We start from the raw sequence: 12,593 nt of genomic DNA, 5'->3' as shown, positions 1-12,593 counted from the left end.
CCGCCTTCAACGCTCTTGCTCCTCGGTGGTCACGGGCAGGGCGGCGTGCTGAACACCACGCCGTCCAGGAAGTTGCCGACCGCCGGGCTGCCACCCGCGGCCGACACCGAGTGGAAGGCGAATCGGGTGGTGGTCTGCCCCGGCGGCACGATGTACACCCCGGTGTAGCGGCCCCAGGCGGTGTCATCGTCGGAGATGTCCGCCGAGGAGGCCCCGGTGGGCACCTGAGCCACGGTCGCGCCCGGTGCGCCGATGAGCACCTGCATCACGTCGGTACCCAGCCGGCCTCGGTGATACAGCGACCAGGTCATCGGTGTTCCCGGAACGGTGGGAACGTCTTGGTAGAGCGTGGAGACCTGGGTGGCGTTGAGTTCGGCGAATTGCTGGCCGTCGGCTGCCGGGACCCCGCTCGCGCCGCCCCGCCAGAACTCCAGCTTGTTGTCGGTGGCGGTGGTGTGCCAGCCGACGCTCGGGTTGCTGGAGGCGTCGGGGATGGACCAGTCGATCGTGGCCACGGGCGGCGCCTCGAAGCTGCCGTTGACCAGGTTGACCGGTACGGGGTTGCAGGGGACCTTGACGGTGACCGTCGCAGTGCTGGTTCCGCAGGCGGTGGTGATGGTGTAGGTGAAGCTGTCGGTGCCGGCGAAGCCCGGAGCGGGTGTGTAGACCACGCTGCCGCCGGAGATCGTCGCGGTGCCCTTGCCCGGTTGGGTGAGGCCGCTGATCGTCGGCGAGGTCGCGGTGTCGTTGGCCAGGACGGGCACGCTGACGGCGGTGCCCATTGTGGTGGTGGCGGTGTCGTCGGCAGCCCTGGTGGGTGAGATGGACTGCCCGCCCACGATCTGGATCGGAGGGGCGGCGGTGTTGTTGCCGAGCTGGCCCGGAGCGGCGATGACGCTGCTGATCCCGCTCGGCCGGATGGTCATGCTGTTTCCGATGGTGCCTTGCCTGACCTGGAAGGTGATGGTCTTCGCGGCCGGGTCGGTCTTGGAGCCCTGCGAGGGGATCGTCAGGGTGGTGCCGCCGATGGCGCCGGCCCCCGACTGGGCGATGACGTCGGCGTTGGCCAGCAGGGACGACAGGTCCCAGGTGGTGGTGTAGCTCCTGACCAGCAGCGGCCACTGGGCCGTGCGGTGCGTCAGGGTGAGGGTGAAGGTGCCGCCCGGGGTGATCTGCCCGCCCCACAGGGGCGGGGCGGTGTCGACCGAGATCGACCCGCTGCCCAGCCGCATGCCGAACGCGTTCTTCCAGTAGTACTCGACGGGATAGGCCGCCTGCCCCTGCCGGATGCACGGCGCGGCGGCCCGGGTGGCGGTCTGCCGCGCCGTGGTGGCGGCGTGCGCACCGGTATCGGCCGCCACCTGCGTCCCCGATGCGGCCAGCAGCGCCGACAGGGCGCAGGCCAGCACGGTGAGCGTGGATCTGGGTCGTTGTGACATCAACGCTGAACTCCCACTTCGTTGTGAGGGATGTCTTCGTAGATCGACTTCACAGCGACGTTACTATCTGCGATCGATACGTTGCTCTAGGTGTCGGGTCGTGTGATCTCCGTGTCGCACTCCGGGCCGGTGGGGGTGCGCTGTCCGGTCGCGGTGAGCACGCCGGGGCGGCACCCTATGGCGGGGTGTCCTCGATCTCGTGGGAAAGCCGGTATTCGATCGTGGGCGGGTGGCCGGGTGCGGTGACCTGTGCCCGGCCGGCCGTGGTGCGGCGGGGCCGGCGATCCGGCGCCTTCAGGCGCCCTCGCCCTGCCGGGAGGGGAGGCCGAGCATGGCCGCGGAGCAGCGCATGGCATGGTCGAAGGCCGGGCCGCGGTCGATGATCGTGTTGTTGAACTGGCCGAAGAGTTCGAAGTTGAGCCAGCCGAACAGCCCCGTCCAGGCGATCAGGGCGCGGACGATCACGTCGTCGGGGACGTCGGGGATGATCGATCGGACGCGTGCGGCGTCCTCCCCGAACGAGGCGGGGACGGGCGGGTGGATGTCCGGGGGGTTCAGGGCTCCGGCCTGGTGGGCGTCGGAGATGATCCGGCCGTAGACGACGGTGTCGCGGATCGCCGCGGCGACGGTGTCCTGCGGTGCCTGGTAGCCGGGCACGGGCGAGCCGTACAGCAGGGCGTACTCGTGCGGATGGGCCAGCGCCCAGTCCCGTACGGCGTGGCACACCGCCAGCCAGCGGCCGGTGTGGTCTCCGGGCGGGCAGGTCGCGTCGGCGTTCTCCACGGTCTCGCCGAGGGCGTTGTAGCCGTCGATGATCAGGGCGGTGAGCAGGTCGTCCCTGGAGGGGAAGTAGCGGTAGATCGCCGAGGAGACCATGCCCATCTCGCGGGCGACCGCGCGCAGGGAGAGGCCGCCCGCACCCTCGGTGGCCAGGTGTCTCCGGGCGATGTCGGTGATCTCACTCGTCAGTTCGGCGCGGACTCGTTCCCGTGCCGTGCGGCTTGAACTCATGCCGGTCACCTTATCAGAGCACTGAAAATAAAAGAGAGCACTGCTCTTGACGAGTTGTGCTCTCTTGGTAGAGCATTGCTCTCAGAACGGAACGCCACTCTCAAGGAGCCCCCAGATGCTGTCCCTGGCCAAGAACACCAACCTTCTCGTCATGTTCCTGCTGGAGCTGGGCGTTCTTGCCTCGGTCGGTTACTGGGGCTTCGTCACCGGCCAGAACTGGCCGGTGAAGCTGCTCCTCGGACTGGGCGGGCCCGCGCTGTTCATCGCGGTCTGGGCGCTGTTCGGCGCGGCCAACGGCGCCACGATCCCGCTCACCGGCCTCGCCCGGGTCGGCCTGGAGGTTCTCTGGTTCGGTGGCGGCGCGCTGGCGCTGGTCATGGCCGGCCGCCTCACCCCGGGGATCGTCTTCGCCGCCGTCTACGTCGTCAACGCCGTCCTACGGCTCGTCTGGAACCAGTGAGCTCTACGGCACCGGTGAGCTCCACGCGGCCCGCAGACCGGCGGATCCGCGCAGCGGTGAAGCAGCAGTGAAACGGATGAAATCAGTGAAAGGAAGAACGGCCATGGCCAAGCACGTCGTCGTCGGAGCCGGGCAGATCGGTTCCGAGGTGGCCCGCCTGCTGGCGAGCCAGGGACACGAGGTCGTCCTCGTCAGCCGCTCGGGCTCCGGTCCCGACCTGCCGGGGGTCCGCAAGGTCGCGGCGGACGCCTCCGACCGGGAACGGCTGATCGCGCTGACCGAGGGGGCCGACGCGCTCTACAACTGCGTCAACCCGCTCTACCACCGCTGGATGCAGGACTGGCCGCCGATCGCGGCCTCCCTGCTGGCGACCGCCGAGGCCACCGGCGCGGGATACGTCATCCTCGGCAACCTCTACATCTACGGTCCCCCCAGCGGGCCGATGGGGGAGAGCCACCCGCTCCGGCCGACCAGCGAGAAGGCGGAGGTGCGGATCCGGATGTGGCGCGACGCCATGGCCGCGCACGAGGCCGGCCGGGTCCGGGTGACCGAGGTGCGGGGATCGGACTACTTCGGTCCCGGCTGCCTCGACCAGTCGCACCTGGGGGAGCGGTTCGTTCCCCGGCTCCTGGCGGGCAAGCCCGTCCGTTTCATCGGAGACCCGCTCCAGCCGCACAGCTGGACCTACGTGCCCGACGTGGCCCGTGCCCTGGTGACGGCCGCCACCGACGACCGGTCCTGGGGCAGGGCCTGGCACATCCCGACCGCCCCCGCCCTGGCGGCCCAGCAGGTCGCCGACCGTCTCTGCGCGCTGGCCGGCGTCCCCAACCCGGGGGTCAAGGTCATGCCGCACTGGCTCGTCCGCACGATGGGCACCGTCTCGCCCATGCTCGGCGAACTGGAGCACGTCCGCTACCAGTTCGTCAGCCCCTTCGTCATCGACTCCACCGACTTCCAGGCCACCTTCGGCATGGCCCCCACGCCGGTGGACGAGGCGCTCACCGCGACCGTCGCGTGGTGGCGGGAGCGCCTGGCCGTGGCGGCGTAAGCCGTACGCTTTCATCGTGACTTCCTCCTCGGGGTTGAAGCCCGGGGGCTCCACGCGCAAGGAGATTCGATGAAGACCGCTGTGATCGGCCTCGGGGACATCGCGGAGAAGGCGTACCTGCCCGTTCTCTCCGCGACGTCCGGCCTCGATCTCCACCTGTGCACCCGGGACTCCGCCACCCTCGACCGGCTGGGCGACGCCTACCGGATCGAGCGTCGCTTCGCCTCGGTGGACGAGCTGCTCGACGCCGGGGTCGAGGCGGCGTTCGTGCACGCGGCCACGAGCGCCCACGTGAAGATCGTCGAACCGCTGCTCCGCGCGGGCGTCCACGTCTATTTGGACAAGCCCATCGCCTACACCCTCGCCGAGTCCGAGCGTCTGGTACGGCTGGCACAGGAGATGGGTCGATCGCTGTTCGTCGGTTTCAACCGCCGCCGGGCCCCTTCCTACACGGCGCTGCTGGACCTGCCCCGTCACCTGGTGGTGATGCAGAAGCACCGCAGAGACCTGGCCGAGGACCCGCGGACCGCGATCTTCGACGACTTCGTCCACGTCGTCGACACCCTCCGGTTCCTGGTGCCGGGCACGGTCGAGCACACCGGGATCCGGACCCGGGTCCGGGGCGGGCTGCTGGAGCACGTGACACTGGAGCTGTCCGGGGACGGCTTCACCGCGCTCGGGATCATGAACAGGGTGAGCGGGGCGGCCGAGGAGACCGTGGAGGTCATGGGAGGCGGTGTCAAGCGCCGGGTGGTCAACATCGCCGATGTGATCGACTACTCCGGGACGGAGACGCTGGCCCGGCGCGGCGACTGGACGCCGGTCTCCCGCCAGCGCGGCATCGAGCAGGCCTGCCTGGAGTTTCTGGACGCGGTCCGCTCCGGCGTCGTGCTCGACGCCGACGACGCCCTGGCCACCCACCGGATCTGTGAGGACATCGTCCGGGCGGCGAGCCGGTCGGACGCGTGACCTGATCCGGGCGGTGAGCCGGTCGGACGCGTGACCTGATCCGGGCGGTGAGCCGGTCGGACGCGTGACCTGATCCGGGCGGCCCCATCCGGGGTCACCCGGGCCGCGTCGCAGGGCGGTCCGGATGCCCCTCGGACGAGGTGTCCGTCGTCCCCGGGGCGGGACCGTCCCCGAGCCGTCAGCGCTCGGACAGGTAGCGCCGCCCGAGGTCGCGCAGCCGCCCGTGGGCCGACTCGTAGACGTCGGGCCGGCCGAGATAGGCCTTGGGGATCTTGGCGAGCATCGTGTAGTTGGTGTCGCAGACGTTGCCGACCGGTGCCTCGCCGATCTGGCTGACCAGCTGGTAGGCGTCCAGGGTGTCCAGGCCGGTGAGGTCGGCGGCCCAGGTGACCAGGTCGTGCTGGCTGATCCGGAAGGCGTCCTCCAGCGGGCGCGCCGAGCCGGTCGACATCAGGTGGTCGTCGTCCTCCAGGCGCGGCCACGGGGTGCTCACGCCCTTGATCAGCTCCACCGCGACCACGGTGTTCATCGCCGCCTCGACGGCGGTGCCGCACACCTCGCCGTGTCCCTGACGGGCATGCCCGTCACCCACCGCGAACAGCCCGCCCTCGACGTTGACCCCGAGGTAGACGGTCACCCCGGCGCGTAGTTCGGGGGTGTCCATGTTGCCGCCGTGGGCGTCCGGAGTGATCGTCATCCGGGCTTCGGAGGCACCGGGCGCGACACCGACGGTGCCGTGCATGGGGTCCAGCGGGAGCTCCACCGTGTAGTCGCCCCGGCGGGCGTGGTAGCGAGCCACGCCCTTCTCCACGTCGATGTCGTAGCGCCAGACGACCTCGTCCAGCGGCGGGGTGAGCATGGCGGTGGTGTGCGTCCCGGTCAGCGCGCCGAAGTGCGGGAACGTGGCGGACACCGCCCAGTCCCTGGCCGGCTCGATGGAGACGAAGTGCAGGGCGAGCGTGTCGCCGGGCTCGGCACCCTCCACGTGGAAGGGGCCGGTGACCGGGTTCAGGTAGGGAAAGTCGCAGACGTTCGACGGCAGATCGTCGACCGTGCGCACCCGGCCGGCGAAGCAGTCCTCGGTGTACATCTCGACGATCGTGCCGGGCCGGATCCGGCCGACGGCCGGGCGCCCGCCGAAGGTGTAACTCAGCTCTTCGAGAGCGGGCCGGTAGGAGACGACGTTCATCGTGCCTCCGCCCGGCCAGGGCCCGTCGCCGGAGTGGGTCGTGAAGAGGTGAGCCATTCCTCGGTCTCGAGGAAGATATCGAACATGCGGTCCGTCCTTGGGTGATCGGAAAAGTGCAGGCGGGAGAGGGCCGCTACGGCTTCGCGGCCGTCTCCGGCGTGTCGTGCATACCCGCCAGGGTGGGACGCCGACCCCGGGCGTAGGAGACGCCGAGCAGCACCAGGCCGATGGCGAGCCAGATGATCCCGAGCGTCTGGGCCGCGATGCTCGCGTTGACGACGACGTAGACCAGGATCAAGAAGCCGATCACCGGGGCGATCAGGTGCCGCCACCAGTCGCGGCTGCCCTTGCGGACCACGTAGTGGACGACCACCGAGATGTGCAGCGCGAGGAAGGCGGTCATGGCGCCGAAGTTGACCAGCCCGCTGATCAGGGTGATGCCGTCCTCGCGGCTGGCCAGGTAGAGCCCGACGACGAGGGAGACGGCGGCCACGAGCAGGGTGGCGTTGACCGGCACCTTGTGCTTGGGGTGGATCTTGGCGAGGAAGGAGGGGAGCTGCCGGTCGCGGGCCATCGCGTACAGCAGGCGCGAGGTGGCGGCCTGGGCGACCAGCGAGTTGGCGAAGCCCCAGGCGATGGCGGTGGCGACGGCGGTCAGCACACTGAGCCAGTGGCCTCCGGCGAACTCGGCCATGTCGTAGAACGCGGTGCCCGCGGGGTCGCCCTTGCTGAGCAGCTCGGCCCGGTTGGGGGTGAGCAGCGCGGCCACCCAGGTCTGCACGATGAACAGCGCGCCCGCCAGGCCGAGCGCCGCGACCATGGACTTGCCCAGCTTGCGGCTGTCCACCTTGCTCTCCTCGGCCAGCATCGAGATGCCGTCGAAGCCGAGGAAGGACAGCACCGCGATCGAGACGGCCCCGAAGACCAGCGGCCAGGAGAACGTCGAGGAGTCGAACAGCGGGCTGAGGGCGTTCACCTGGGCCTTGCCCTGGGCCAGCGCCACCAGGCCGACGACGATGAAGATCGCCAACACGATGAGCTCGCCGACCAGCATGATCTTCGTGATCCGCGCGGTCATCTGGATGCCGCTGTAGTTCACGACCGTGTTGAGCACCACGAACACGATCAGCCAGCCCCAGATCGGGATGGCGGGGATGAACGAGGCCATCGCCGCGCTCGCGATGAGGTAGAGCAGGGCGGGCACCAGCACGTAGTCGAGCAGGATCACCCAGCCCGATAGGAAACCGACCGGCGCGGCGATGCCGCGGCCCGCGTAGGTGTAGACCGATCCGGCCATCGGGAAGGCCCGGGCCATCTGCGCGTAGGACAGCGCGGTGAAGGCCATCGCCACCATGCCGATGACGTAGGCGAGCGCCACCATGCCGCCGGAGCCCTGGTAGACGCTGCCGAAGATGCCGAAGGGGGCGATCGGCACCATGAAGATCAGGCCGTAGACGAGCAGGTCGGTGAAGGTCAGGGACCTGCGGAGTTCCTGCTGGTAGCCGAATTGCTCCAGGGAGGGCTCAGTGGTCATGGACGGTTCCTCTGGGTGAGTGCAGCTGTATCAGCAGATAAGGGGAGCAATCCTCAGAATATGGCTATTTCTTGAAAAGGAAAAATTTCCGACTGGAAGCTTTTAACGGACGATGTCGAAGTCCAGCCCGTCCGCCCTCCCGATGTGCGCGCGCAGCCGTACTCCCCGGTCCTGAAGCGTCAGCCGGCCCCGCGCGGTGACGATGGAGGTGCCGTCGGCGATGGCGTCCACCGCGGGTACGGCGAGCGTCCCGGCGCGCGAGCCGAGTGCGGCGAGCATCAGCACCGCTTCGTAGCAGCCCTGTCCATGCCCGTTGAGCAGGGGTGCGCTGCTGCCGAACCGGCGGATGTAGCGCTCGCCGAGGCTCAGGCTGTCGTCGGTGACCATGCTGGCGAAGTAGCCCATCGCCCCGTAGAGCTCGCCGGTCGCGTCCCCGCCGATGCCGAGCAGGCCGTGCTCCTCCAGCGCCCCGCAGAGCCTCGGGCACGACAGCCCCGCCGCGGTGAAGGCCCGGTTGAAGGTGACGAGATCTCTGCCGATCAGGCTGATCAGCACCGCGTCGGCCCGGCTGGCCGCGAGCTGTTCCAGGACCAGGGGGAGATCCCGCATGCCGTACGGCACGAACCGTTCGCCGACGACCGTGACGTTGCGGGCGGCGAGATGGCGGCGGGCGGCCTCGTGGACCAGGCGCGGCCAGACGTAGTCGTTGCCGAGCAGGAACCACCTGCGGGCCCGGCGCCGCTCGATGAGCCAGTCGATACCCGGCCGGAGCTGGCGGCCGGGTGTCTCACCCAGGAAGTAGACCCCGGGCAGGTGGCCACTCCCCTCGTACGGCGGGGCGTAGACGAACGGCACCCGCCCGGCCAGCGCCCGGACCACCGCGATCCGTACGTCGCTGCCGTGGGTGCCGGTCACCGCGTCGATCGCCCCGCCGTCCACCAGCGTCGCGACCTCGGCGGCCACCCGCCTCGCGGGGCCGCCGCCGTCGATCAGAACCAGTTCGACCGGCCTGCCGAGCACCCCGCCCGCGAGGTTGACCTCGTCGGCGGCGAGGATCGCGCAGTTGATCGCGCACGGTCCCACCAGGCCGAGGACCCCGGAGACCGGCACCACGAGTCCGACGCGCAGGGCGTCGCTCCGGATGAGCTGGGCTTCCAGAGGATCGATGACCGATGTGACGGTTTCTGCCACGCAGCCGAGTATCCTCCCAAAAGAAGCTTTGGTGGAGCTTTTGCACAATCGGGATACAGGCGGGAGCCTCACGTGGTGACGACCGGACTGGGATCCTCGCTCGCCTACCTGCTCAGCAGGGCGGAGCGGAGCGTCAACCGCGGTCTCGCCGCCGCGGTGACCGCGGAGGATGTCACGGTCGAGCAGTGGCGCATCCTGCGCGCTCTGGCCGATGGGCGGGGCCACTCGATGGGTGAGCTGGCCGAGGCCGTGCTGATGCCGCATCCGACGCTGACCAAGGCGATCGACCGGCTGATCGACCGCTCGCTCGTCTACCGGGGGCACGACCCGGCCGACCGGCGCAGGGTCGCGGTCTTCCTGTCCGACCGGGGGGCCGAACTGCTCGCCCGGGTGGAGGGCGGGGTGGCCGGCCACCACCGGCTGATCGAGGCGGCCTACGGCATCGAACGCACCGAACAGCTCATGCGTGACCTGCACAGCCTGGTCACGGCCCTGGACGAGCCCGCGCGGCCGGCCGAGAGGCCGGACCCGGGTGGTCCCGCCCGTTCGTGACACACCGGCGTTCGTTCGGCGTCCCGTCCACCGATCCGGCCCGCCGGGGGAGGGCCCGGCCCCCGAAACCGCCGGGGAGACCGGGCCGCCCCGTCAGGGGTGGAGACCGCGCAGCCGGTGGGCCTCGGCGACCCTGCCCACACCGATGAGGTGGGCGGCCTGGCGCAGGCTGACCCCGCGCTCCGCGGACATCGCCGTGACCGCGTCGAAGGCGTTCTCCATGAGCTCGCGGAGCTTGGCGTCGACCTCGGCCGCGCTCCAGGAGCAGGCCTGCAGGTTCTGCATCCACTCAAGGTAGGAGACGATCACACCGCCCGCGTTGGCCAGGATGTCGGGGATCACCGTGGTCCCGGCGTCGGCCAGGATCCGGTCCGCCTCCGGCGTGGTGGGCCCGTTGGCGCCCTCCACGATCAGACGGGCCCCGATCCTCGGCGCGTTCTCCGCCGTGATCACGCCTTCCAGCGCGGCGGGGACGAGCACGTCCACGTCGAGTTCCAGCAGGTCGTCGTGGGACAGCGCGTCGGCGTGGCGGTAGCCGTACACGCCCCCCGTCTCCTTCACCCACGCCCGCAGGTCGTCGATGTCCAGGCCGGAGCGGTCGACCACGGCGCCGGTGGCGTCGGAGACGGCCACCACGCGGCAGCCGGCGTCGGCGAGCCGGCGGGCGGCCGGCGCGCCGACCTTCCCGAAGCCCTGGACCGCGACGGTGCGACCCTCGGGAGAGCCCGGCAGGGCCTTGAGCGTGGCGATCAGCACGCCGCGGGAGGTGGCGCCGGACCGGCCCAGGGAGCCGCCGAGGGCCGCCGGCTTGCCGGTCACCACGCCGGGCACGGAGTAACCCGCACTCACCGAGTAGGTGTCCATGATCCAGGCCATGGTCTGCTCGTCGGTGCCGACGTCCGGAGCGGGGATGTCCTTGTCCGGGCCGATGATGGGCAGGATCTCGTTGACGTAGCGGCGGGTGACCCGCTCCAGTTCCCGGGTGGTCAGCGAGGCCGGGTCCACCGAGACGCCGCCCTTGGCGCCGCCGTACGGGATGCCGACCAGCGCGCACTTCCAGGTCATCCACATGGCCAGCGCGGTGACCTCGTGGATGTCGGTGGAGGGGTGGAAGCGGATTCCGCCCTTGGCCGGGCCGCGGGTGGTGTTGTGCTGGACCCGGAAGCCCTGCACGACGTCCATCCGCCCGTCCTCGCGGCGGACGGGCACCGCGACGGTCAGCGAGCGCCGCGGGGTGGCCAGCATCGTGCGCACGCCGTCGTCCAGGTGGAGCCGGTCGGCCGCCTGGTCGAGCTGGAACAGCGCGGAGTCGAGGGCCTGCCGGCCGGGACTGATGAGGGTGGTGGCTGCCGGCGTCGTTGACGGCACCATGAGAGTCATGAAGGAGAGCCTCCGTATGGGGAGCGGAGCGCCGTTGCTCCGCTCAGGGCTACTGGTAATGATCACACTGTTCCGGACTCTTTGCCGGGCCGCGTGAAATTTTGTGTACTTATGTATGTTTTTTGTGTCTTTCCTCACTTTCAGTCTGCTCCGTAGTTATCGATCAGATCCGATGGGCACGGTGGGGGCAACGCGCCAATATGGCAGGCTTCTGTTGGCATGCCTGCCGTTCTGTAGTGCTGAAGGGATCAACGTGCCGGAACTTGTGGTCGGGCCACTGCTGCGTTACGTGAACGAGACCAGCGCGTCGGTGTGGGTGGAGACCAGCGAGCCGTGCGAGGTGACGGTCGAGGTCGGCGGAGCGCGGTCACAGGCGCTGACGTTCACCGTGCACGGCCACCACTACGCGATCGTGGACGTCGGTGCCGAGGGCGCCTACGAGGTCCGGCTGGGCGAGGAGACCGTATGGCCCCCGCCGGGCCAGCGGCCCAGCCGCATCCGCTTTCTCGGCCCCGGCGGGCCGAACCGGGTGGTGTTCGGCTCCTGCCGGACCAGCGTGCCGCATGACACGCTGCACACCATCTCGCACGGGGTCGACGTCCTGCGGGCGTACGGCTGCAGCATGATGGACAGCCCCGAGGAGGAGTGGCCCGACATGCTGCTGCTGCTCGGTGACCAGGTCTACGCCGACGAGCCGTCGGTGGAGATGCTGGAGTTCATCAAGGGCCGCAGGGACGGCGAGCCGGTGGGCGAGATCGCCGACTTCGAGGAGTACGCCGAGCTGTACCGGCAGGCGTGGACCGACCCGGAGATCCGCTGGATCCTCTCCACGGTGCCCAGCGCGATGATCTTCGACGACCACGACCTGCGCGACGACTTCAACACCTCCGCCTCCTGGCGCGAGCAGATGGCCACGGTCTCCTGGTGGCCGCGCCGGGTGACCTCCGGGCTCGGGGCCTACTGGATCTACCAGCACCTGGGCAACATGTCACCGGAGGAGCGCTCCTCGGACGAGCTGCTCAGCAAGCTCTGCGCGGCCGAGGAGGACGGGGGCGAACTGCTCGACACATTCGCCTGGCACGCCTACGAGATCCCCGCCGACAGCCGGTGGAGCTACTCCCGCGACCTCGGCGACACCCGCCTGATCATGCTCGACTCCCGCTGCGCCCGGCAGCTCACCCCGGGAGACCGGCGGATGATCGACCCGGTGGAGTGGGAGTGGCTGACCGAGGAGCTCCGCAGGGGCGGCGTGGAGCGCTTCGTGATCGGCACATCCGTGCCGTTCCTGCTCCCGGCCGGCATCCATCACATCCAGAACTGGAACGAGGCGCTGGCCCAAGGGGCCTGGGGCAGGACGGTGGCCCGCTGGTCCGAAGCGCTCCGCCAGGCCGTCGACCTGGAGCACTGGGCGGCCTTCCGGCGCTCCTTCGAGGACCTGTCCAGACTGCTGGCCGGGACCGGCAAACCGGTGATCCTGCTCTCCGGGGACGTGCACTACTCCTACGTGGCCAAGGCCGACGGACTGCCCGTCTACCAGCTCGTCTGCTCCCCGATCCGCAACCCGCTGAGCCGTACGCTCCGGCTGGCCAACATCATCGCCCAGTTCGGAGTCGCCACGCTGATCGGCGGCTGGCTCTCCCGCCTGGCCAGGATCCCCAAACCCCCGTTCAAGTGGCGGATCACCAACGGCCCCTGGTTCTCCAACGCGATGGCCACCCTGTCCCTGGACACCACGCCGCTGTCCGTCCGCTGGGACACCGCCACCGGCACCGATCTGTCGGAGGTCACCACGGTGAAGCTGCCCGACCCCAGGTGACGGG

General features: G+C 69.9%; 11 protein-coding genes. 5 read left to right on the top strand and 6 right to left on the bottom strand.

All coding sequences use genetic code 11. From position 1 onward, the window contains the following. Positions 1 to 29 precede the first annotated feature (29 nt). Both OHA77_RS09865 and OHA77_RS09860 read right to left on the bottom strand, forming a co-directional pair. Complete coding sequence (locus OHA77_RS09865) at positions 30 to 1,439, bottom strand: Ig-like domain-containing protein (protein WP_406317587.1); 1,410 nt, start codon at positions 1,437 to 1,439, stop codon at positions 30 to 32. 294 nt (positions 1,440 to 1,733) lie between these two features. Next, complete coding sequence (locus OHA77_RS09860) at positions 1,734 to 2,450, bottom strand: TetR/AcrR family transcriptional regulator (RefSeq protein ID WP_406317586.1); 717 nt, start codon at positions 2,448 to 2,450, stop codon at positions 1,734 to 1,736. Positions 2,451 to 2,565: 115 nt separating this feature from the next. Between OHA77_RS09860 and OHA77_RS09855 the strand changes: the two genes are divergently transcribed. The 3 genes from OHA77_RS09855 to OHA77_RS09845 all read left to right on the top strand — a co-directional run bounded on the left by OHA77_RS09855 (position 2,566) and on the right by OHA77_RS09845 (position 4,927). Then, the gene (locus OHA77_RS09855) at positions 2,566 to 2,910 is read left to right on the top strand and encodes a YrdB family protein (RefSeq protein ID WP_326820934.1); all 345 of its coding nucleotides are present in this window, start codon (positions 2,566 to 2,568) and stop codon (positions 2,908 to 2,910) included. A gap of 103 nt (positions 2,911 to 3,013) precedes the next feature. Then, a complete protein-coding gene (locus OHA77_RS09850; protein WP_406317584.1) occupies positions 3,014 to 3,958 on the top strand; it encodes an NAD-dependent epimerase/dehydratase family protein in 945 nt (314 codons plus the stop codon). A 69-nt stretch (positions 3,959 to 4,027) separates the two neighbouring features. Next, positions 4,028 to 4,927, top strand: a complete 900-nt coding sequence (locus OHA77_RS09845) for a Gfo/Idh/MocA family protein (RefSeq protein ID WP_406317582.1) — start codon at positions 4,028 to 4,030, stop codon at positions 4,925 to 4,927. Between the two features lie 178 nt (positions 4,928 to 5,105). Here OHA77_RS09845 and OHA77_RS09840 read toward each other — a convergent pair whose 3' ends face one another. The 3 genes from OHA77_RS09840 to OHA77_RS09830 all read right to left on the bottom strand — a co-directional run bounded on the left by OHA77_RS09840 (position 5,106) and on the right by OHA77_RS09830 (position 8,841). After that, positions 5,106 to 6,116 (bottom strand): acetamidase/formamidase family protein, encoded by a 1,011-nt coding sequence (locus tag OHA77_RS09840; RefSeq protein ID WP_326820937.1) that lies wholly within the window; start codon positions 6,114 to 6,116, stop codon positions 5,106 to 5,108. 133 nt (positions 6,117 to 6,249) lie between these two features. After that, entirely contained in the window at positions 6,250 to 7,650 is a 1,401-nt protein-coding gene (locus tag OHA77_RS09835; protein WP_326820938.1) for an APC family permease, read from the bottom strand. 102 nt (positions 7,651 to 7,752) lie between these two features. Continuing rightward, on the bottom strand, positions 7,753 to 8,841 hold the full coding sequence (locus OHA77_RS09830) for a substrate-binding domain-containing protein (protein WP_326820939.1): 1,089 nt from the start codon (positions 8,839 to 8,841) through the stop codon (positions 7,753 to 7,755). A 75-nt stretch (positions 8,842 to 8,916) separates the two neighbouring features. Between OHA77_RS09830 and OHA77_RS09825 the strand changes: the two genes are divergently transcribed. Further along, positions 8,917 to 9,393 carry a MarR family winged helix-turn-helix transcriptional regulator gene (locus OHA77_RS09825; protein ID WP_406317580.1) on the top strand — a complete coding sequence of 159 codons (477 nt, stop codon included), beginning with the start codon at positions 8,917 to 8,919 and terminating at the stop codon, positions 9,391 to 9,393. A gap of 93 nt (positions 9,394 to 9,486) precedes the next feature. Here OHA77_RS09825 and OHA77_RS09820 read toward each other — a convergent pair whose 3' ends face one another. After that, positions 9,487 to 10,773 (bottom strand): Glu/Leu/Phe/Val dehydrogenase, encoded by a 1,287-nt coding sequence (locus OHA77_RS09820; protein ID WP_406317579.1) that lies wholly within the window; start codon positions 10,771 to 10,773, stop codon positions 9,487 to 9,489. Between the two features lie 253 nt (positions 10,774 to 11,026). Here OHA77_RS09820 and OHA77_RS09815 point away from each other — a divergent pair, with 253 nt between their 5' ends. After that, positions 11,027 to 12,589 (top strand): alkaline phosphatase D family protein, encoded by a 1,563-nt coding sequence (locus OHA77_RS09815; protein WP_326820942.1) that lies wholly within the window; start codon positions 11,027 to 11,029, stop codon positions 12,587 to 12,589. Positions 12,590 to 12,593: the final 4 nt, after the last annotated feature.

The organism is Streptosporangium sp. NBC_01639, from assembly GCF_045209755.1.
Lineage (GTDB): Bacteria > Actinomycetota > Actinomycetes > Streptosporangiales > Streptosporangiaceae > Streptosporangium.
This window is presented reverse-complemented; position numbering and strand designations above follow the sequence as displayed.